Consider the following 22,159-nt stretch of genomic DNA (forward strand, 5'->3'; position numbering starts at 1 on the left):
CTTATCCGGCCTACAGATGCGTAGGCCTGATAAGCGTAGCGCCATCAGGCAACTATTCCCGCAGGAGTTCCTCATGACGAACCGTATCCAACGTTTAAAAACCGCTCTGTTTCAGAACAACCGTGAAATTTCGCTTGAACGTGCGCTGTTATATACCGCCAGCCACCAGCAGACGGAGGGAGAGCCGGTTATTCTGCGTCGGGCGAAAGCCACCGCATATATTCTTGAGCACGTTGAGATTTCGATTCGTGATGAGGAACTGATTGCCGGAAACCGTACTGTTAAACCGCGTGCGGGCATTATGTCACCGGAAATGGATCCTTACTGGCTGCTTAAAGAGCTGGAGCAGTTTCCAACCCGTCCGCAGGACCGTTTTGACATCAGCGAAGAGGATAAACATCTCTATCGCGATGTGCTGTATCCGTACTGGGAAAAGCGGTCGATGAAAGATTTCATCAACGGTCAGATGACCGATGAGGTTAAAGCTGCCGTCAGTACCCAGATTTTTAGCATTAACCAGACTGACAAAGGTCAGGGACATATCATTATTGATTATCCACGCCTGTTGAATCATGGGCTTGGCGAACTGGTAGCGCAGATGCGAGCGCATTGTCTGCAGCAGCCGGAGAATCACTTTTATCAGGCTGCGCTGCTGCTGCTTGAGGCTTCGCAAAACCATATTCTGCGTTACGCTATGCTGGCAGAGAAGATGGCGGAAAGCTGCCCGGATGCGCAGCGACGCCAGGAATTACTGACGATTGCTGAAAACTCTCGGCATAACGCCCAAAGCAAGCCGCAAACCTTCTGGCAGGCATGTCAGCTGTTCTGGTACATGAACATTATTTTGCAATATGAATCCAACGCCAGTTCTCTTTCACTTGGACGCTTCGACCAGTATATGCTGCCGTTTTATCAGGCTTCGCTGACGCAGGGGGAAGACCCAGCATTCTTACAAGAGATCCTCGAATCCCTATGGGTGAAATGTAATGACATCGTACTGCTGCGATCCACCAGCAGTGCGCGCTACTTCGCTGGCTTCCCAACAGGCTACACCGCGCTACTGGGGGGATTGACGGAGAATGGTCGTAGTGCGGTAAATGTATTGTCTTTCCTCTGTCTTGATGCGTACCAGAACGTACAGCTACCACAACCAAACCTCGGTGTGCGCACGAATGCATTGATCGATACACCGTTCCTGATGAAAACAGCACAGACCATTCGTCTTGGTACCGGCATCCCGCAAATCTTTAACGATGAAGTGGTGGTGCCCGCGTTTCTGAATCGCGGTGTTTCGCTGGAAGATGCGCGGGATTACGCGGTAGTAGGCTGTGTCGAGCTGTCTATTCCAGGCAGAACATACGGTTTGCACGATATCGCTATGTTTAATCTGCTGAAAGTGATGGAAATTTGTCTGCATGAGAACGAAGGCAACCGCACTCTGACGTACGACGATCTCCTGGCGCATATTCGTGCCAAAATCAGCCACTACATCACGTTGATGGTGGAGGGCAGTAATATCTGCGATATCGGTCACCGCGACTGGGCGCCGGTGCCGCTGCTCTCCTCGTTTATTAGCGACTGTCTGGATAAAGGGTGCGATATTACCGACGGCGGTGCGCGTTATAACTTCTCCGGCGTACAGGGGATCGGTATTGCAAACCTGAGCGATTCGCTGCATGCGCTCAATGGGCTGGTATTCGAACAACAGCGCTTATCTTTTGATGAACTTTTGTCGGTGCTAAAAGATAACTTTGCTACCCCGGAAGGCGAGAAAGTTCGCGCCAGGCTGATCAATCGCTTCGAAAAATACGGCAACGATATCGATGATGTAGATAACATCAGCGCCGAACTGCTACGTCATTACTGCAAAGAGGTAGAAAAATACCAGAATCCGCGCGGCGGGCAATTTACGCCGGGTTCGTATACCGTCTCTGCACACGTGCCGCTGGGTTCGGTCGTTGGGGCAACACCGGATGGCCGCTTCGCCGGGGAGCAACTGGCAGATGGGGGGCTGTCGCCGATGCTGGGACAGGATATGCAAGGACCGACGGCGGTATTGAAGTCGGTCAGCAAGCTGGATAACACACTGCTTTCCAATGGGACGTTGCTGAACGTGAAGTTTACGCCAGCCACACTGGAAGGTGAGGCCGGTTTACGCAAGCTGGCGGATTTTCTGCGGGCATTTACCCAGCTCAAACTCCAGCATATCCAGTTTAACGTGGTGAATGCCGACACATTGCGCGAAGCGCAGCAGCGCCCGCAGGATTTCACCGGGCTGGTGGTGCGTGTGGCGGGTTACAGCGCCTTCTTTGTCGAGTTGTCGAAGGAGATCCAGGATGACATCATTCGCCGCACCGCGCATCAACTGTGAGGTAATTGACCCACGAGGCGAGGAAGTCGCGCGTATATTCAACATTCAGCGTTACTCACTGAATGATGGGCAGGGTATTCGTACGGTCGTCTTTTTTAAAGGCTGTCCGCATACCTGCCCTTGGTGTGCTAACCCGGAATCACTCTCACCACGTATTGAAACGGTACGGCGGGAGAGTAAATGTCTGCACTGTACACCCTGTCTGCGTGATGCCGACGAGTGTCCCTCTGGGACGTTTGAACGTATTGGTCGTGATATCACGCTGGACGATCTGGAACGTGAAGTGATGAAAGATGATATTTTCTTTCGCTCTTCTGGTGGGGGGGTAACGCTTTCTGGCGGTGAAGTGCTGATGCAAGCGCCCTTTGCCACACGGTTCCTGCAACGTCTGCGGCGCTGGGATGTGCGCTGTGCAATTGAAACGGCTGGCGATGCGCCGGCCGGTCGCTTGTTATCGCTGGCAAAAGAGTGTGATGAGGTGTTGTTCGATCTCAAAATAATGGATGGAGATCTGGCTCGTGAGGTCATCAACATGAACCTACCGCGTGTACTGGCGAATTTACGGCTATTGGTGGAGGAAGGGGTTAATGTCATACCTCGCCTGCCGCTGATTCCGGGCTTTACGATGAATTCAGATAACACGCAGCATGTGTTGACGATGTTGTCATCGCTAGGCATAAAACAGGTACACCTGCTACCGTTTCATCAATATGGCGAGCCCAAATACAGCCTGCTCGGTTTGCCCTGGTTGATGAAAGAAGTGCCCGTACCGACTGCGCAAGAGGTGGATATTATACGTAAGATGGCAGAATGCGCCGGATTTCAGGTAACAGTAGGAGGATAGTATGACCATCGCACCTGTACGATATCTGGTTGCTGTCACCGCGTGCGTAAGCGGCGTAGCCCATACCTATATGGCAGCTGAGCGGCTGGAGAAACTCTGCCAGCAGGAAAAATGGAGCATCAAGATCGAAACTCAAGGGGCACTGGGTACCGAAAATCGCCTGACGGAAGAGGATATTAACCGCGCTGATGTGGTGTTGCTCATTACTGATATTGAACTGGCAGGAGCAGAGCGTTTTACGCAGAGCCGATACGTTCAGTCGGGCATTAGCGCATTTCTGCGTGAGCCGCAGCGGGTGATGAGCGCCGTGCGAAAGCTGCTTTCAGCGCCACAGCACACACATCTTACTCTGGATTAGCTTCTTTCTCCGTCAATTGGCTGTGGTATTGCCGACGGTATTCTGATGGTGAACGTTCGGTATTTTTGCGAAACAGGCGGCAGAAGTAGTTGCTGTCAACAAACCCACAAATGTGCGCCACCTCTTTAATCTTCAATTCGTAACCCTTCAACAGCGTTTTTGCGTGTTCTAGTCGCGTGTGGTTCAGGTATTCGTTAAAACCGATAGCGCCCGTTTTTTGAAAAAGGTGGGAAAGATAATTGGGTGAGATGTAGAACGCCTGCGCGACGGATTCTCGGGTGAGCGGTGAAGCGTAGCGTTCGTCAATATAGTTGCGAATGGCTTCGAAAAGCGCCTGGCTGCGTGATGCGGTTTGGATCTGGCTGCCGAGCAGATCGCGGCAGTGGCTCAGTAAGCTTGCAACGATTAGCCTGGCGGTTTGCTGCTCCTGCGGCTGCATCTGCATTTCATTGAGCGTTTGCAGCAGGAATGAGCCAATACGCGGTCCACGCCGCGCGACGTGCTGGCGGGTAAGGTTTTGATATTGCTTACCGTCCCACTGAACGATGCTAAAACCCAGTTGCTGTTTGCCAAATAAGATACTGAGTGTGGTCACCGGTGTGAGCCACTGTGGAAAGTTCCAGCCACCAGCCGGAACGAACAAGGCATCGCAAGGCTGTAACGTCGCGGATGCACCAGCAACACCGTTATCGGTGAATTCACCTTCCAGCACAATCTCCAGTCGGGGAAAATCGACCTGATACGCCAGTTCCGGCGTTGAGCTACTGGTGCTGGCAAAGTAAATCTGCCGCAGCGGTGTGGGGCCGTTGATCAGGCGAGAGAGCAGGTGGCTGATGTCGTGATACATGTTAATCCCTTGCAGGCAGCAGACAGGGAAACAGTAACGTTGAAAACAATCGCCCTCAAGTGATTATTGCCGGATGGCGGCTAATGCCTTATCCGGCCTACAAGTCTTTGCGAGCTGTAGGCCGGATAAGGCATTAGCCGCCATCCGGCAGACTGTTACTGATTACCGATTTGATCGCCGTAAGGCAGGGTATCGTAATCAATCAGGGCATTCTTTTTGTACGGGTTGCCAATCCAGCGGGTCGTCTCTTTGAACTGCGGGCTGGTAATGGCACGAGTTGGATCGAAACCATCATAGGTGAAGCCCGCTAAATCAGACCAGGTGTGGATAAGCTCTGAGCTGCTGTATTTACGATTCACATCCTGTGAGAAGTCACGCGGGTGTGCAGCCTGCCATTTTTCCGAGGTCCACAGCAGGAACGGCACCGTATACATATGACGCGTTGGGTTGTCTTCATTACGACCCTGCGTTTTATGCGGCGGCGTATCGTATACCTCTTCCCCATGATCGGAGAAGTACAGCAGGAAGCCGTTCGGATCGGTCGCTTTATAGTCTTTGATCAGACTGGCAATGATATGGTCATTGTAGACATTCGCGCTGTCGTAATCGTTGTAAGCTTCCAGCTCATCGTTACTCAGACCAGCGGGCACATTGTCGATATTATTGTCGAACTTACCCTGACCATCCGGGTAACGGAATTTGTACTTAATATGCGTACCCAGCAGGTGAACGATGATGAACTTTTTCGGTGCAGGGTCAGCCAGTACTTCTTTAAATGGCGCCAGCACGTTGCTGTCATATTCGCGCGCACTTTGGGTACGCTGCTGGTTCATATAGAACTGTTTATCCGTTTGCTTAGAGAACACCGTCAGCATGGTGTTGCGGGCGGTCATCGTCTGCTGATTGGTGATCCAGAAGGTTTTATAACCTGCCTGTTTCATCATGTTCATCAGGGACGGCTGAGTCAGATACAGATCTGGGTTCTTCTCGTTGGCAAAGGTCAGCGCCTGCTGCAGGATTTCAATGGTGTACGGACGTGAGGTCACGACATTATTGAACACGGTGAAGTTAGGATCGGATTTATGCAGCGCATCCAGTTCAGGCGTTGTTTCGCGTGGGTAACCGTACAGGCTCATGCGGCCACGTTGCGTTGACTCGCCAATCACCAGTACCAGCGTACGCGGTGCATCACCTGAGCTGTCTTTAAAGTTGGCCAACGGCGGTAGGGCATTGTTCTCATTCAGCAGGCTGTTCAGCGCGGTCAACTGCTGACGATACTGATAATAACCGGAGATGAATTGCCACGGTGCGGCAGGCTCCATGCGTGAGGCGAGACCATCCAACGTTTTTTCAAACGGCTTATGTTTGATAAATGTGTTCACTGTCATCGGATGCAGAATCAATCCGTATAACAGTGCAAACGACACCAGATAGCGCCAGGGTGATGGAATATGCACAGGACGCAGACGTGTCCATAGCAGAATTGCCACAGCTGTATAGGCCAGCGCAATTAAGACAATCTTCAGGCTGAAATATTGGCTCAGATATTCGCTGGCTTCGTTCGCATTGGTTTCAAACATTACGTACAGAACGCTTTGCGAGAACTCTTGCCCGTAGATGACGTAATAGCTCAGAGCAGCCAGCGAGGCCGCCCATAACACCACGCCTATCACGGCAGCAATAATGCGGATACGGTTTGGAAATAAGAATACCGGAATCAACCACAGCGAACTAAACAGCAAGGAGTCGCGTAAACCGGTAGATCCGCTGTAGCCGCTAAAATAGATAACGGCCTGCAGTAACGAAGAAAAGAACCAAAAATAGAGGAGCGCCCAACCCAGGGCTTTCCAGCTAAATACGGGTTTAGACTGGAGTTGTAAGGATTGCATAGTATGAGCCTGTCTTTAATTGTAGCGCCAAGATTAGCACCTAAACATTAAGAGGAACTGAAGCATCACGATCTTAGGATCGTGTTTTGCCGTTGTTATATCCACGTGGTGAATATGTTCGAGGGGAAATATATTGAAAATGAAGTGGTTGTAACAGTGGTTTTTGCTGTCGCCTTCGTACAATAGCACGAAGGCGACGGGGGAGGGACGTTAGCCAGTATTACGCATACCAGCGGCGACACCAGCGATTGTGACCATCAATGCTTGTTCCACGCGTGGGTCCGGTGCATTGCCCTGTTCTTCTGCCTGGCGTGAGCGGTGTAACAGCTCTGCCTGTAATACGTTCAGTGGGTCAGTATAAACATTCCTTAACTGAATGGACTCGGCAATCCACGGCAGGTCGGCCATCAAATGCGAGTCGTTGGCAATCGCCAGTACGACATCGATATCTGCTGCCAGGCGTTGGCGTAGCTCTGCACCCAGCGGCCACAGATCTTTTTTGACCAGGCGCTGATCGTAATACTCTGCCAGCCACAGGTCTGCTTTCGCGAAAACCATTTCCAGCATGCCAAGGCGTGTGGAGAAGAATGGCCAGTCGCGGCACATGGCTTCAAGTTCGCTTTGCTTGCCGTCTTCAACCACTTTTTGCAGCGCGGTACCTGCACCCAACCAGGCCGGGAGCATCAGGCGGTTCTGCGTCCAGGCGAAGATCCACGGAATGGCGCGCAGAGACTCTACCCCGCCGGTCGGACGGCGTTTTGCCGGACGTGAACCGAGCGGGAGTTTACCCAGTTCCTGCTCCGGTGTCGCTGAGCGGAAATAAGGGACGAAGTCTTTGTTTTCACGCACATATCCACGATAGAGCTCGCAGGAAATATCGGAAAGCTCATCCATGATATGACGCCAGCTATCTTTCGGTTCTGGCGGTGGTAACAGGTTGGCCTCCAGAATTGCTCCGGTATACAGCGACAGGCTGCTGATGGTCACTTCCGGCAGGCCGTACTTAAAGCGGATCATCTCCCCTTGTTCTGTCACGCGCAGACCGCCTTTCAGGCTGCCCGGCGGTTGAGAGAGTAGCGCCGCATGTGCAGGCGCGCCGCCGCGACCAATGGAACCACCGCGACCGTGGAAAAGCGTCAGTTCGATACCGGCTTTTTCGCAGGTTTTGATTAGCGCGTCCTGAGCCTGGTATTGCGCCCAGGAGGCCGCCATCACGCCCGCGTCTTTTGCGGAATCAGAATAGCCAATCATGACCATCTGTTTGCCCTGAATAAAGCCGCGGTACCAGTCGATATTTAAAAGTTGAGACATGACGTCATCGGCATTGTTGAGGTCGTCCAGCGTTTCAAATAGCGGAGCGACCGGCATAGCAAAACCAATTCCGGCTTCTTTCAGCAGCAGATGCACGGCCAGCACATCCGACGGAGTTTTCGCCATCGAGATAACATAGGCGGCAATGGAGCCATATGGGGCTTCGGCAATGACCCGACAGGTGTCGAGCACTTCACGGGTGTCGTTGCTCGGTTCCCAGTTACGTGGCAGGAGCGGACGCTTGGAATTCAGTTCGCGGATCAGGAAAGCCTGTTTATCCGCTTCCGACCAGTTTTCGTAGTCGCCAATACCCAGATAACGGGTCAGTTCGCCCAGGGCTTCAGTATGACGGGTGCTTTCCTGACGAATATCAATACGCACCAGCGGTACACCGAAACACTTCACGCGCCTAAGGGTGTCGAGCAATTCGCCATTGGCGATAATACCCATGCCACAGGCCTGCAGAGACTGGTAGCACGCGTATAGCGGGTCCCAAAGCTGTTCGTTTTGGGTGAGAAGTCCCGCTGGTTTCGGCAATTTCTCGCCTTTCAGACGGGCTTCAAGCCAGGCCTGGGTTGCCATCAGACGAGAACGCAGGGTTTTCATCAGATAGCGATAAGGTTCAGCTGCACCTTCTTCGCCTACCAGCGCCATCAGCTCCGGCGTGGCATCCACCATCGACAGCTCAGAAATCAGAAACTGGATGTCTTTCAGGAACAGGTCTGTCGCTTTCCAGCGGCTGAGCAGCAGCACGTGACGGGTGATATCTGCCGTTACGTTCGGGTTACCATCACGGTCACCGCCCATCCAGGAAGTAAATCGAACCGGGACAAAATCAACCGGCAGCTTATAACCCAGATGCTCTTCCAGTTGTTCATTCAGCTCGCGCAGGTAGTTCGGTACACCTTCCCACAGGCTGTTTTCAACTACCGCGAAACCCCATTTAGCTTCATCAACCGGGCTTGGGCGCAGCTTGCGGATCTCATCCGTATGCCAGGACTGGGCAATGAGCTGACGCAGACGGCGCATCAGTTGGTTGCGTTCATAATCGACGAGGTCTTTGTTATCAAGCTGCTTGAGGCAGGCGTTCACTTCACCCATTTTATGGATCAGCGTACGACGAGTGATCTCGGTCGGGTGGGCGGTGAGTACCAGCTCCAGAGAGAGTGATTCTACGGCTTTCTTGATGGTGGCGTCATTGAGGTTGGGCTGCTCTTTCAGTTTACGCAGAGTGCGAGCAATCACTTCCGGGTTGCTGGCTGCTTCGCCTTTTGGCGAAATGCTGTGGTATTGCTCGGCGGTGTTGGCCAGGTTCAGGAACTGGCTAAATGCGCGGGCAACCGGCAGCAGCTCGTCGTTAGACAGATTTTGCAGTGTGGTGAGCAATTCCTGGCGATTAACTTCATTGCCAGCGCGAGATGATTTGGACAGCTTACGAATTGTTTCTACGCGATCAAGAATGTTCTCTCCCAGCGCATCCTTGATGGTCTCTCCCAGCACTTTGCCGAGCATACTGACATTACTACGCAACGCGGAATATTGTTCGTTCATATTAACCCAGACACCCCATCTATTTTGAATATGTCCTGTATCTTTCACGCCTGACTATCACGCGAAATCTTGCGGACTTAATTTTTTAGCCGTCTTTTATAAAGCCACGTAAAACACGTGACGTCAATTGCTGCGAAATCGGTTCAGCAAACGAATAAATGCCGTGAATTTACGTTATTTAATTCACATCCAATCAAATAAGCGTTGCTTATGGAAATGTTAAAAAATCACCCCGCTTACCACTAAAGGATTGGCGGGGTGACAAGCAGTTAATGCCAGCAGAAATGATGCACAACCTGGGTGATTAATTCGCGAGTTGGCTTAATAAAGCGTGTTTCCAGATATTCATCCGGCTGATGCGCCTGATTAATAGAACCAGGACCCAATACCAGCGTCGGGCAAAGCGTCTGGATAAATGGCGCTTCGGTGCAGTAGTTCACCACTTCAGTCTGTGCGCCCAGCAGTTTCTCAACCACCTCTACCAGTTGATGGTCAGGCGGACACTCATAGCCTGGAATCGGTGGATGCAGTTCCGATACGGTCAGGCGGCCCGGCCAGCGTTCGCTGACAGGGGCCAGCGCTTCGTTAAGTAACCCATTGAGATCGTTTAGCGTCATACCTGGTAGCGGGCGAATATCCATATGCAGTTCGCAGCAGGCGCAGATTCGGTTGGCGGCGTCGCCACCGTGGATGTGGCCCAAATTTAACGTTGGATACGGAACGGTAAAGGCATCATGGTGATAGCGCGCTTTCAGGTCATCGCGCAGATGCATGATATGGCCGATGGCATCATGCATCAGTTCAATCGCATTAACGCCACGTGCCGGATCGCTTGAATGACCCGATTGTCCCAGAATGCGTATCGCATTAGAGATATGACCTTTGTGCGCGCGAACCGGTTGCAGTGAAGTGGGTTCGCCAATAATCGCGCAGTCTGGGCGCAGAGCAGTGGTTTCAGAAAAGTAGCGAGCTCCCGCCATGCTGGTCTCTTCGTCAGCAGTGGCCAGAATGTAGAGGGGCTTTTTCAGCTTCGTGACGTCGACATCACGCAACGCGTCGAGGATAAAGGCGAAGAAGCCTTTCATGTCCGCCGTACCCAAACCATAGAGCTTATTGTCATGCTCGGTCAGGGTGAACGGATCGCGCGTCCAGCGTCCGTCGTCAAAGGGTACGGTATCGGTATGGCCCGCCAACAACAGACCACCAGCGCCCTGTCCAATGCTCGCCAGCATATTGAATTTATTTCGCGTATCGGGAACCGGCTGGACCTCCACATTGAAGCCTAAATCTTTAAACCAGCCCGCCAACAGAGTGATTAAACCTGCATTGCTTTGATCGAGCGCTTCTTCGGTAGCGCTAATCGATGGCGTGGCAATCAGAGCGCGGTAAATCTCGATAAATGGCGGTAAATTGTTTTTCATTGTTGACACACCTCGGGTCATGATAGTATCAATATTCATGCAGTATTTGTGAATAAAAATACATTAACGTTGAGCGTAATAAAACCCACCAAGTGTAAGGTGAGGTGATAAAGGCTTATACCTGGCAACAGAATCTAAGAAGGTGAGCAGCCCCGATGTTGAATACGCTGATTGTGGGCGCCAGTGGCTATGCCGGCGCAGAGCTTGTGACCTATGTAAATCGCCATCCTGATATGACCATAACCGCTTTGACCGTCTCAGCGCAAAGCAATGATGCAGGAAAATTAATCTCCGATTTGCATCCGCAGTTGAAAGGCATTGTCGATTTACCGTTGCAGCCAATGTCAGATATCAGCGAGTTTAGCGCAGGGGTGGATGTTGTGTTCCTCGCAACGGCTCATGAGGTAAGTCATGACCTGGCTCCGCAGTTTTTGCAGGCCGGTTGCGTGGTGTTTGACCTCTCTGGCGCGTTTCGCGTAAATGACGGCGCGTTCTATGAAAAATATTATGGTTTTACCCATCAGCATCCCGACCTGCTGGAGCAGGCAGTTTACGGGCTGGCGGAATGGAACGAAGACCAGCTGAAAGAAGCGAATCTGATTGCTGTGCCGGGTTGTTACCCGACGGCGGCGCAGCTTTCGCTGAAACCACTGATTGATGCCGGGCTGTTGGATCTCAGCCAGTGGCCGGTAATTAATGCGACCAGCGGCGTGAGCGGCGCGGGCCGTAAAGCGGCTATCTCTAATAGTTTTTGCGAAGTAAGCCTGCAACCGTATGGCGTGTTTACCCATCGTCACCAGCCGGAAATCGCCACTCATCTGGGGGCTGAAGTGATTTTCACCCCACATCTGGGCAACTTCCCGCGCGGAATTCTGGAAACTATCACTTGCCGCCTTAAAGCGGGCGTAACTCATGCTCAGGTGGCTCAGACGCTACAACAGGCGTATGGCGATAAACCGCTGGTGCGTCTGTATGACAAAGGGGTTCCAGCGCTGAAGAATGTGGTTGGATTACCATTCTGTGATATCGGGTTTGCTGTGCAGGGTGAGCATCTGATCGTTGTGGCGACGGAAGACAACTTATTGAAAGGCGCGGCGGCACAGGCGATGCAGTGCGCAAATATTCGTTTTGGCTTTGCCCAAACGCAGTCTCTTATTTAAGGGTGCAACAATGAATCCATTAATTATCAAGCTGGGCGGCGTTTTACTGGATAGCGAAGAGGCGCTGGAGCGTCTGTTTACCGCACTGGTGAATTATCGTGAGTCGCACCAGCGTCCGCTGGTCATTGTGCACGGCGGCGGCTGCGTGGTCGACGAGCTGATGAAGCAGCTGAATCTGCCGGTGAAAAAGAAAAATGGTCTGCGCGTCACGCCTGCCGATCAAATTGACATTATTACCGGTGCCCTGGCGGGAACGGCGAATAAAACCTTGCTGGCCTGGGCGAAAAAGCATCACATCGCGTCTGTTGGTCTGTATCTTGGCGATGGCGACAGCGTAAAAGTGACGCCGCTCGATAAAGAACTGGGTCATGTTGGACTGGCGCAGCCGGGTTCGCCTAAGCTGATTAACACGCTGCTGGAAAGCGGTTTTCTGCCGGTAGTGAGCTCTATTGGTGTCACTGATGATGGTCTGCTGATGAACGTGAATGCCGATCAGGCTGCAACGGCGCTGGCGGCAACGCTGGGTGCGGATCTGATCCTGCTCTCTGATGTGAGCGGTATTCTGGATGGCAAAGGCCAGCGCATTGCCGAAATGACCGCGGCGAAAGCGGAACAGCTGATTGAACAGGGCATTATTACCGATGGCATGATCGTGAAGGTGAATGCAGCGCTGGATGCCGCGCGTACGCTGGGCCGTCCGGTGGATATCGCCTCCTGGCGTCATGCAGAGCAACTTCCGGCGCTGTTTAACGGCACGCCAATTGGTACGCGTATTCTGGCTTAACCATTAATGTGCCGGATGGCGGCTTCGCCTTATCCGGTCTACGTGGGTTTTGTAGGCCCGGTAAGCGCAGCGCCACCGGGCAAAAATATCATATTAAGGAAATTCGTTATGGCACTTTGGGGTGGGCGTTTTACACAGGCAGCAGATCAGCGGTTCAAACAGTTCAACGACTCGTTGCGTTTTGACTACCGCCTGGCAGAACAGGATATTGTTGGCTCTGTGGCCTGGTCCAAAGCGTTGGTAACGGTAGGTGTACTGACTGCCGATGAACAGCTGCAGTTGGAAGAGGCGCTGAATAACCTGCTGGAAGAGGTTCGCGCGAATCCTCAGCAGATTTTGCAAAGCGATGCCGAAGATATTCACAGTTGGGTGGAAGGTAAGCTGATTGATAAAGTCGGCCAGCTTGGTAAAAAACTGCATACCGGGCGTAGCCGTAATGACCAGGTCGCGACCGATCTCAAGCTGTGGTGCAAAGACACGGTTATCGAATTACTGTCGGCCAATCGTCAGTTGCAAACTGCGCTGGTGGTGACGGCGGAGAATAACCAGGACGCCGTCATGCCGGGTTACACCCACCTGCAACGTGCGCAGCCGGTGACGTTTGCTCACTGGTGTCTGGCCTATGTTGAAATGTTGGCGCGTGACGAGAGCCGTTTGCAGGATGCGCTCAAACGCCTGGACGTCAGTCCGTTAGGCTGCGGCGCGCTGGCGGGTACGGCGTATGAAATCGATCGCGAGCAGTTGGCGGGTTGGTTGGGCTTTGCCTCGGCAACGCGCAACAGCCTGGACAGCGTTTCTGACCGTGACCACGTGCTGGAGTTACTCTCCGACGCCTCTATCGGCATGGTACACCTGTCGCGTTTTGCTGAAGATCTGATTTTCTTTAACACCGGCGAAGCGGGCTTTGTTGAACTCTCCGACCGTGTGACTTCCGGTTCATCTCTGATGCCGCAGAAGAAAAACCCGGATGCGCTGGAGCTGATCCGTGGTAAATGCGGTCGCGTGCAGGGTGCGCTGACCGGCATGATGATGACTTTAAAAGGCCTTCCACTGGCATACAACAAAGATATGCAGGAAGACAAAGAAGGGCTGTTCGACGCGCTCGACACCTGGCTGGACTGTCTGCATATGGCCGCGCTGGTGCTGGATGGAATCCAGGTGAAACGTCCGCGTTGCCAGGAAGCGGCGCAGCAGGGTTATGCTAACGCCACTGAGCTGGCGGATTATCTGGTGGCGAAAGGCGTCCCGTTCCGCGAAGCGCACCATATTGTGGGGGAAACGGTGGTCGAGGCGATTCGTCAGGGCAAACCGCTGGAAGCGCTGTCGCTTGCCGACTTACAAAAGTTCAGCCAGGTGATTGGCGATGACGTTTACCCGATCCTCTCGTTGCAATCGTGTCTGGATAAACGTGCAGCGAAAGGTGGCGTGTCGCCGCAGCAGGTTGCGCAGGCGATCGACTACGCGAAGGCACGCCTGTAGGTCGGATAAGGCGAAGCCGCCATCCGGCACTGTGCGCCGTTCTGCCTGATGGCGCTACGCTTATCAGGCCTACCAAACCATAACCCGGCCGAGCTTTGCGACGCCGGGCTTTTTTTATGCAAAAAAAATGCGGACTCAAGGTCCGCAAAAGTTCACGTTGGCTTTAGTTATTTCGAGTATGAGAGAAACTCTCAAACGGACAGTAGCTTCAAGGGTTAAAGGGGTACCGTTCCGTTTCTGTGGTGCATTATTAAACAGAAAGCTTGATAGGGATAATCGTTCGTTGCTATGCTACCTATCGCTACGAACTATCGTGGCGATGGAGGATGAATAATGAATATTCGTGATCTTGAATACCTGGTGGCGCTAGCCGAACATCGTCACTTCCGACGAGCGGCAGACTCCTGTCACGTTAGCCAACCAACGCTGAGCGGGCAGATCCGCAAGCTGGAAGATGAGCTTGGCGTCATGTTGCTGGAGCGTACGAGTCGCAAGGTGCTGTTCACCCAGGCCGGTTTGCTGCTGGTGGATCAGGCGCGCACCGTGCTGCGCGAGGTCAAAGTGCTCAAGGAGATGGCAAGCCAACAAGGCGAGACAATGTCTGGCCCGCTGCATATTGGTTTGATCCCAACGGTGGGGCCATACCTGCTGCCGCATATTATTCCGATGTTGCACCAGACCTTCCCAAAACTGGAGATGTATCTCCATGAAGCGCAGACACATCAGCTGTTGGCGCAACTGGATAGCGGCAAGCTCGACTGCGTCATTCTGGCGCTGGTCAAAGAGAGTGAGGCGTTCATCGAAGTACCGTTATTTGATGAGCCTATGATGCTGGCGATCTATGAAGATCACCCATGGGCAAACCGTGACTGTGTACCGATGTCCGATCTGGCGGGTGAAAAACTGCTGATGCTGGAAGATGGCCACTGTCTGCGCGATCAGGCAATGGGTTTCTGCTTTGAAGCGGGTGCTGATGAAGATACCCATTTTCGGGCAACCAGTCTGGAAACGCTGCGTAACATGGTGGCGGCAGGCAGTGGTATTACCTTACTGCCTGCGCTGGCCGTTCCACCGGAGCGTAAGCGTGATGGTGTCGTTTATCTGCCATGCATTAAACCCGAACCGCGTCGTACGATTGGTCTGGTGTACCGTCCTGGTTCGCCGCTGCGCAGCCGTTATGAACAGCTGGCAGAGGCCATCCGTGGATCAATGGATGGCCATTTCGACAGTGCGTTAAAACAGGCGGTTTAAGCCATTTAGCGCCGCTACCCGATAGGCTTCTGCCATGGTTGGGTAGTTAAAGGTGGTGTTAACGAAGTACTCGATAGTGTTACCACCACCTTTTTGCTCCATTATCGCTTGTCCGATGTGAATAATTTCGGCCGCGCGCTCCCCAAAGCAGTGGATCCCCAAAATCTCTTTGGTTTCGCGATGGAACAGGATCTTCAGCGTTCCGACACTCATACCCACGATTTGTGCACGTGCCAGATGCTTAAACTGGGCGCGGCCAACCTCGTATGGAACTTTCATTGCCGTGAGCTGCTGTTCTGTTTTACCAACGGAGCTGATTTCCGGAATGGTATAAATCCCGGTTGGGATATCTTCGATCAGATGCGCAGTGGCTTCGCCTTTTACCAGTGCCTGGGCGGCAATGCGTCCCTGGTCGTAGGCCGCCGATGCCAGGCTCGGATAACCAATCACATCCCCTACGGCGTACACATGCGGCAGCGCCGTCTGGTACATGCTATTCACTTTGAGCTGCCCGCGGCTGTCGGTTTTCAGACCAATGTTTTCCAGCGCCAGCGAATCGGTATTACCGGTACGGCCATTGGCGTACAGCAGGCAGTCGGCTTTCAGTTTCTTACCGGACTTCAGGTGCATGATGACGCCGTCATCGCAACCTTCAATCTTCTCATACTCTTCGTTGTGGCGAATGACCACACCGCTGTTCCAGAAGTGGTAAGAGAGCGAGTCGGACATCTCCTGATCGAGGAATGCCAGCAGACGATCGCGGGTGTTGATTAAATCAACTTTGACGTCCATTCCACGGAAGATCGACGCATATTCACAGCCAATGACCCCTGCGCCATAAATCAGCACATGACGGGGTTCGTGGTGCAGGCTCAGGATAGAGTCACTGTCGTAAACCCGGGGATGCGAAAAGTCGACATCAACAGGGCGATAAGGACGCGAACCGCAGGCAATAACAAACTTATCCGCAGTCAGCGTTTCCACCGTACCGTCGTGACATTCCAGGGCGATCGTGTGTTCATCAACAAAACGAGCATTTCCCTGCAAAATTTCGCAGTGGTTGCGCTCGTAAAATCCTTGCCGCATACGCGTTTGCTGATTAATAACGTTATCAGCGTGGTTGAGAATATCGGCGAAAGAAGAACGAAGGAGTCGGGAGTGGTCGCTGTACAGTGGGTTCTGATTGAATTCAATAATGCGGCTGACGGCGTGGCGGAGAGCTTTCGACGGGATGGTGCCCCAGTGGGTACAACCTCCGCCGACGTTATGATAGCGCTCAATTACCGCGACGCGCGCTCCTTGCTTAACCAGACCCATTGCCGCGCCTTCGCCGCCGGGACCGGAACCTATTACTATTGCATCGTAATCGTAAGAATGTGACATGGTCAGGCTTACCTGTTCTTATACATAAAAGCAACAGAATAGTAACATCGTTGTTGAGATAACCCAATTATCGTTGTGCTTTTTTGCGAAGTCGAAGCACAAACTGCGCGTAAACAATCATTCACAAAGCCATGCCAACCGCCTAATCTCTGGTATAGTGCCAGCAAGGTATGTGGAAGGATTCAGACATCGTGATGGGCGTTAGAGCGCAACAAAAAGAGAAAACCCGGCGTTCGCTGGTAGAAGCCGCATTTAGTCAACTCAGCGCTGAGCGTAGTTTTGCCAGCCTCAGTTTACGCGAAGTTGCTCGTGAAGCGGGCATTGCGCCAACCTCGTTTTATCGCCATTTCCGCGATGTGGATGAACTCGGCCTGACGATGGTGGACGAGAGCGGTCTGATGCTGCGTCAGTTGATGCGCCAGGCGCGCCAGCGTATCGCGAAGGGCGGGAGTGTGATCCGCACCTCGGTCTCAACATTTATGGAGTTCATCGGCAACAATCCCAACGCCTTCCGTTTATTATTGCGCGAGCGTTCGGGGACATCCGCAGCGTTTCGTGCAGCGGTCGCTCGTGAAATTCAGCACTTCATCGCGGAACTTGCGGACTATCTGGAACTCGAAAACCATATGCCTCGTGCGTTTACTGAAGCACAAGCCGAAGCCATGGTAACCATTGTGTTCAGCGCCGGGGCAGAAGCACTGGATGTTGGCGCTGAACAGCGCCGACAGCTGGAAGAGCGGCTGGTATTGCAACTACGCATGATCGCGAAAGGCGCATTTTATTGGTACCGCCGTGAACAAGAGAAGATGACGCACCACTCCGAGTAACGAGAAGGACAAGCAATGAAACAGTCAGGTCAAGATAAAGGTACGCTGCTGCTGGCGCTGGTTGCTGGCTTATCGATCAATGGTACATTTGCGGCGCTGTTTAGCTCCATTGTGCCATTCTCAGTATTCCCGATCATTTCGCTGGTGCTGACGGTGTATTGTCTGCATCAACGCTATCAGAACCGCACCATGCCTGTGGGATTGCCGGGCCTGGCTGCCGCCTGCTTTATCCTCGGCGTTCTGTTGTACAGCACCGTAGTACGCGCTGAATATCCGGATATTGGTTCTAATTTCTTCCCAGCGGTACTGTCGGTGATTCTGGTGTTCTGGATCGGCTTTAAAGTGCGTAACCGTAAGCAGGAAATAGCAGAGTAACAGTTGTAACTGTAGGCCGGATAAGGCAAAGCCGCTATCCGGCAATCTGAACAGGTAGTGCTTATCCAGCCTACATTCTGTCTTACTTCTTGGTTAACAGTACGCCGCACTCCATATGGTGCGTATACGGGAACTGATCGAATAGCGCCAGACGTGAAACATTGTGCGTCTGGCTTAACGTTTCCAGGTTTTTACACAGCGTCTCCGGATTGCAGGAGATGTACAGAATGCGCGGATACGCCTGCACCATTTTCTCCGTTTCGCTGTCCAGACCGCTGCGCGGTGGGTCAACGAAGATAGTTTCACACTGGTAACTCTTCAGATCGATTCCCTGCAAACGGTTGAACTCGCGAACGCCGTTCATCGCCTGAGTAAACTCTTCGGCCGCCATGCGGATTATTTGTACGTTTTCAATCTGGTTAGCCGCAATGTTGTACTGTGCAGCAGCAACGGACGGCTTGGCGATTTCCGTTGCCAGTACGCGGTTGAAGTTTTGTGCCAGGGCTAACGAGAAATTGCCATTGCCGCAATACAGCTCCAGCAGGTCGCCTTTTGAGCCCCTGGTGGCATCAATCGCCCACTCCAACATCTGAATATTCATGGCGGCGTTCGGCTGGGTGAAGCTGTTCTCAACCTGGCGATAGATAATCTCTTTACCCGCAACCGGCAGGCGTTCGTCAATGTAGTCCTGATCCAGCTCGATTTTGGTTTTGGTTGCCCGGCCAATCAGATGCACATTCAGGTTTTTCGCCCGCAGCGCATCCCGCAGCGCTTCAGCTTCCTGACGCCATTCATCATCCAGCTTTTTATGGTACAGCATCGATACCACCGCCTGATCGCTCAGGGTTGTGAGGTAATCAATCTGAAACAGTTTGTGACGCAGGACGTGGTTGTTGCGAACGCCTTCGATCATTGCCGTCATCAGCGTGTTGATAAGCTCACTGGCCGCCGGGAAGCTGTCGACACGGATACGGTTTTTGGTCTGGCTGTCGAACATGATGTGGTACAGATCATCACCGTCATGCCACAAACGGAATTCCGCGCGCATACGGTAGTGGCTGACCGGTGAGCGAAACACTTCCGGAGCCTGTGCATAAAATGGCGTCATTAAGCTCTGCAGACGCACCACTTTTTCAGTTAACTGTGCGTCGTACTGTTCTGTCGGAAGGTGTTCGGGGGTCATGATGCGTCCTGAAAAATAAAAGTACGCGGGGATTGTAGGGATTGCTCATCAGATGTCCAGTCATTGATGATTTCCGATATTGTGATACGCAGTCTGGACAGTGGGTTGTAACAAACTGTAGCATCCGTTTTCCGGTCCTGTGAGTTAAAAGGGAATCCAGTGTGAATCTGGAGCTGACGCGCAGCGGTAAGGAAGGTAGGGGATGAGCGCACCTGGTGCAGACACTGCGGCATGCCGTGGGAAGTCATCGTCTCTTTAAGTTGCCTCCAAGCCCGAAGACCTGCCGGCTAACGTCGCATCTGGCTTTCATCATCGCGTACTATCGGTGGGACCTGCGGCATCCTTCTTATATTGTGGATGCTTTACAATGATTAAAAAATCGTTGCTGTGCACGGCACTTTCCGTCACGGCATTTTCTGGTTGGGCACAGGATACTAGCCCAGATACTCTCGTTGTTACTGCCAACCGTTTTCAGCAGCCTCGTAGTGCAGTACTTGCTCCTATCACCGTTGTTACTCGCCAGGATATCGATCGCTGGCAATCCACTTCCGTCAATGATGTGCTTCGCCGCCTGCCTGGTGTAGATATCGCCCAATACGGGGGAATGGGGCAAAACTCGTCTATTTCTATTCGTGGTACAAACGCCAGCCATGTTCTGGTGCTGGTTGATGGCGTACGCCTGAACCTGGCAGGGGTTAGCGGCGCGGCCGACCTCAGCCAGTTCCCAGTCTCGTTAGTACAACGTATTGAATACATTCGTGGGCCGCGTTCGGCGGTTTATGGCTCCGATGCGATTGGCGGCGTGGTGAATATTATTACCACGCGTGAAAAGCCGGGGACGGAACTGACAGCCGGAGTGGGAAGTAATGGGTATCAGAATTACGATGTTTCAACCCAACAACAGCTAGGTGAAAATACGCGCGTCACGTTGATGGGAGACTATGCGTATACCAAAGGCTTTGATGTCGTTGCTTATGGTAATACGGGGTCTCAGGCGCAACCCGACAAAGATGGCTTCTTAAGTAAGACGCTGTATGGCGCGCTGGAACACAACTTTTCCGATACATGGAGCGGGTTTGTTCGCGGCTATGGCTATGATAATCTTACAGATTATGACGCGTATTATCATCCAGGATCACCGTTAGTCGATACTCGACAACTCTACAGCCAAAGCTGGGATGCCGGGCTACGCTTCAATAGTGAGCTGATCCAGTCGCAACTGGTTTCAAGCTTTAGCCATAGCAAAGACTACAACTATGATCCGGATTATGGTCGCTATGACTCCTCGGCCACGCTGGATGACATGAAGCAATATAATATTCAGTGGTCCAACAGTATGGTGCTTGGCCACGGTAACGTAGGAGCAGGCGTCGACTGGCAAAAGCAAACTACGGAGCCAGGCACCGGGTATGTTACGGACGGTTACGACCAGCGTAATACCGGTCTCTATTTGACGGGATTACAGCAACTGGGTGATTTCACCTTCGAAGGTGCAGCGCGTAGTGATGACAATTCCCAATTTGGCCGTCATGGCACATGGCAAACCAGCGCCGGATGGGAGTTTATTGAAGGCTATCGCTTTATTGCGTCCTACGGTACTTCTTATAAGGCACCTAATCTGGGACAACTTTATGGAATGTACGGGAATTCCAACTTAGATCCTGAAGAGAGCAAGCAGTGGGAAGGGGCATTTGAAGGGCTAACGGCGGATGTGAATTGGCGTTTGTCAGGATATCGCAACGATATTGATGACATGATCGATTACAACCCCCACATCAAAAAATACTATAACGAAGGCAAGGTACGTATTAAAGGTGTTGAGGCTACTGCGAACTTCGATACTGGGCCATTGGCACACACTCTGAGCTACGATTACGTTGATGCACGCAATGAGATTACCGACAAGCCGCTTGCGCGTCGTTCAAAACAGCAGGTGAAGTACCAGCTTGACTGGCAGGTGTATGATTTTGACTGGGGTTTAACGTATCAGTATTTAGGAACGCGATACGACAAAGACTTTGCCACCAATCAGCCTGTAAAAATGGGCGGGGTCAGCCTGTGGGATCTTGCCGTGTCATATCCAATCACCTCACAGCTGACAGTTCGTGGTAAAATCGCCAACCTGTTCGATAAAGATTACGAGACAGTTTATGGCTACGCAACTGCAGGACGGGAATACACCTTGTCTGGCAGCTACACCTTCTGATCCCCGTCCCACCGTGCTGGTGTTTGATTCCGGCGTCGGTGGGTTGTCGGTCTATGATGAGATCCGGCGTCTTTTGCCGGATCTCCACTATATCTACGCTTTCGACAACGTCGCCTTTCCTTATGGAGAGAAGAGCGAGGAGTTTATCGTCGAGCGTGTTGTTGAGATTGTGACTGCGGTCCAGCAGCGCTATCCCCTCTCTCTTGCGGTCATCGCGTGTAATACAGCAAGCACGGTGTCGCTCCCTGCGTTACGTGAGAAATTTGCTTTCCCGGTTGTGGGCGTGGTGCCTGCGATTAAACCGGCAGCGCGACTCACGGCGAACGGTGTTGTGGGGCTACTGGCTACACGTGCAACGGTGAAGCGCTCGTATACCCATGAGCTGATTGCGCGATTCGCTAACGAATGCCAAATTGCAATGTTGGGTTCTGCTGAGCTGGTGGAACTGGCGGAAGCGAAGCTGCACGGTGAAACAGTTTATCTGGAAGAGCTGCGGCGTATTCTGCGTCCGTGGCTGCGGATGTCTGAACCACCTGACACAGTAGTGCTCGGTTGCACTCATTTCCCTCTATTACAGGAAGAGCTTCTGCAGGTCCTGCCCGAGGGGACGAGACTGGTGGATTCTGGTGCCGCGATAGCGCGCCGCACGGCCTGGTTGTTAGAGCATGAAGCACCAGATGCGAAATCAACCGATGAGAACGTTGCATTTTGTATGGCAATGACGACAGAAGCCGAACAATTATTGCCTGTGCTACAGCGCTATGGCTTTAAAACGCTCGAAAAACTGTCAGTTTAAGTGGTTTTGATGAAAAAACACGCACTCGGAAGATTATTTTAATTTTCCCCTTGTCAGCCTGAAATAACTCCCTATAATGCGCCTCCACTGACACGGAACAACGGATTACAAGCCGCCGGGTCA

Annotated in this window: 17 protein-coding genes and 1 riboswitch; of the genes, 11 read left to right on the top strand and 6 right to left on the bottom strand. The window is 52.5% G+C overall.

Annotation, left to right across the window (positions count from 1 at the left end):
• The first annotated feature begins 73 nt into the window (after positions 1 to 73).
• The 3 genes from OGY13_RS00755 to OGY13_RS00765 are packed head-to-tail and all read left to right on the top strand — an operon-like array spanning position 74 to position 3,573.
• Positions 74 to 2,371 carry a formate C-acetyltransferase gene (locus OGY13_RS00755; RefSeq protein ID WP_008787050.1) on the top strand — a complete coding sequence of 766 codons (2,298 nt, stop codon included), beginning with the start codon at positions 74 to 76 and terminating at the stop codon, positions 2,369 to 2,371.
• Positions 2,337 to 3,215 (top strand): [formate-C-acetyltransferase]-activating enzyme, encoded by an 879-nt coding sequence (locus OGY13_RS00760; RefSeq protein ID WP_213752509.1) that lies wholly within the window; start codon positions 2,337 to 2,339, stop codon positions 3,213 to 3,215. Before OGY13_RS00755 ends, OGY13_RS00760 begins: the two co-directional genes overlap by 35 nt.
• Position 3,216: 1 nt before the next feature.
• Entirely contained in the window at positions 3,217 to 3,573 is a 357-nt protein-coding gene (locus OGY13_RS00765) for a PTS fructose-like transporter subunit IIB (RefSeq protein ID WP_008787052.1), read from the top strand.
• Here the strand turns inward: OGY13_RS00765 and OGY13_RS00770 are convergent.
• The 4 genes from OGY13_RS00770 to argE form a co-directional block, all read right to left on the bottom strand.
• Positions 3,560 to 4,420, bottom strand: a complete 861-nt coding sequence (locus OGY13_RS00770) for a helix-turn-helix transcriptional regulator (protein WP_008787053.1) — start codon at positions 4,418 to 4,420, stop codon at positions 3,560 to 3,562. The genes OGY13_RS00765 and OGY13_RS00770 overlap by 14 nt on opposite strands.
• Positions 4,421 to 4,575: 155 nt before the next feature.
• Complete coding sequence (locus OGY13_RS00775) at positions 4,576 to 6,309, bottom strand: phosphoethanolamine transferase CptA (protein WP_048237073.1); 1,734 nt, start codon at positions 6,307 to 6,309, stop codon at positions 4,576 to 4,578.
• A 210-nt stretch (positions 6,310 to 6,519) separates the two neighbouring features.
• Positions 6,520 to 9,171, bottom strand: a complete 2,652-nt coding sequence (ppc, locus tag OGY13_RS00780; RefSeq protein WP_048237072.1) for a phosphoenolpyruvate carboxylase — start codon at positions 9,169 to 9,171, stop codon at positions 6,520 to 6,522.
• Positions 9,172 to 9,440: 269 nt separating this feature from the next.
• Positions 9,441 to 10,592 (bottom strand): acetylornithine deacetylase, encoded by a 1,152-nt coding sequence (gene argE, locus OGY13_RS00785; RefSeq protein ID WP_003028848.1) that lies wholly within the window; start codon positions 10,590 to 10,592, stop codon positions 9,441 to 9,443.
• Positions 10,593 to 10,747: 155 nt separating this feature from the next.
• Between argE and argC the strand changes: the two genes are divergently transcribed.
• From argC to oxyR, 4 genes are all read left to right on the top strand, one after another.
• Entirely contained in the window at positions 10,748 to 11,752 is a 1,005-nt protein-coding gene (gene argC / locus OGY13_RS00790) for an N-acetyl-gamma-glutamyl-phosphate reductase (protein ID WP_071444524.1), read from the top strand.
• 10 nt (positions 11,753 to 11,762) lie between these two features.
• Entirely contained in the window at positions 11,763 to 12,536 is a 774-nt protein-coding gene (gene argB, locus OGY13_RS00795; protein ID WP_003028854.1) for an acetylglutamate kinase, read from the top strand.
• A 108-nt stretch (positions 12,537 to 12,644) separates the two neighbouring features.
• Complete coding sequence (argH, locus tag OGY13_RS00800) at positions 12,645 to 14,015, top strand: argininosuccinate lyase (RefSeq protein WP_032945646.1); 1,371 nt, start codon at positions 12,645 to 12,647, stop codon at positions 14,013 to 14,015.
• 333 nt (positions 14,016 to 14,348) lie between these two features.
• A complete protein-coding gene (gene oxyR / locus OGY13_RS00805; RefSeq protein ID WP_008787060.1) occupies positions 14,349 to 15,266 on the top strand; it encodes a DNA-binding transcriptional regulator OxyR in 918 nt (305 codons plus the stop codon).
• On the opposite strand, the gene sthA is transcribed toward oxyR, so the two are convergent.
• Positions 15,249 to 16,649 (bottom strand): Si-specific NAD(P)(+) transhydrogenase, encoded by a 1,401-nt coding sequence (gene sthA, locus OGY13_RS00810; protein ID WP_003028860.1) that lies wholly within the window; start codon positions 16,647 to 16,649, stop codon positions 15,249 to 15,251. The two genes, oxyR and sthA, sit on opposite strands and share 18 nt — an antisense overlap.
• Positions 16,650 to 16,840: 191 nt before the next feature.
• Between sthA and fabR the strand changes: the two genes are divergently transcribed.
• Both fabR and OGY13_RS00820 read left to right on the top strand, forming a co-directional pair.
• Positions 16,841 to 17,476, top strand: coding sequence for an HTH-type transcriptional repressor FabR (fabR, locus tag OGY13_RS00815; RefSeq protein WP_003028862.1), 636 nt, complete (start codon positions 16,841 to 16,843; stop codon positions 17,474 to 17,476).
• 15 nt (positions 17,477 to 17,491) lie between these two features.
• A complete protein-coding gene (locus OGY13_RS00820; RefSeq protein WP_003825114.1) occupies positions 17,492 to 17,851 on the top strand; it encodes a YijD family membrane protein in 360 nt (119 codons plus the stop codon).
• Positions 17,852 to 17,933: 82 nt separating this feature from the next.
• Here the strand turns inward: OGY13_RS00820 and trmA are convergent, their stop codons facing one another.
• Positions 17,934 to 19,034, bottom strand: a complete 1,101-nt coding sequence (gene trmA, locus OGY13_RS00825; RefSeq protein WP_213752508.1) for a tRNA (uridine(54)-C5)-methyltransferase TrmA — start codon at positions 19,032 to 19,034, stop codon at positions 17,934 to 17,936.
• Between the two features lie 115 nt (positions 19,035 to 19,149).
• Positions 19,150 to 19,336, top strand: a riboswitch (cobalamin riboswitch).
• Positions 19,337 to 19,401: 65 nt separating this feature from the next.
• Here trmA and btuB point away from each other — a divergent pair.
• On the top strand, positions 19,402 to 21,240 hold the full coding sequence (btuB, locus tag OGY13_RS00830; RefSeq protein ID WP_213752507.1) for a TonB-dependent vitamin B12 receptor BtuB: 1,839 nt from the start codon (positions 19,402 to 19,404) through the stop codon (positions 21,238 to 21,240).
• Entirely contained in the window at positions 21,185 to 22,036 is an 852-nt protein-coding gene (gene murI, locus OGY13_RS00835) for a glutamate racemase (RefSeq protein WP_213752506.1), read from the top strand. Before btuB ends, murI begins: the two co-directional genes overlap by 56 nt.
• The last annotated feature ends 123 nt before the right edge of the window (positions 22,037 to 22,159 follow it).

It is taken from the genome of Citrobacter sp. Cpo045, from assembly GCF_030332875.1.
Taxonomy (GTDB): domain Bacteria; phylum Pseudomonadota; class Gammaproteobacteria; order Enterobacterales; family Enterobacteriaceae; genus Citrobacter; species Citrobacter portucalensis.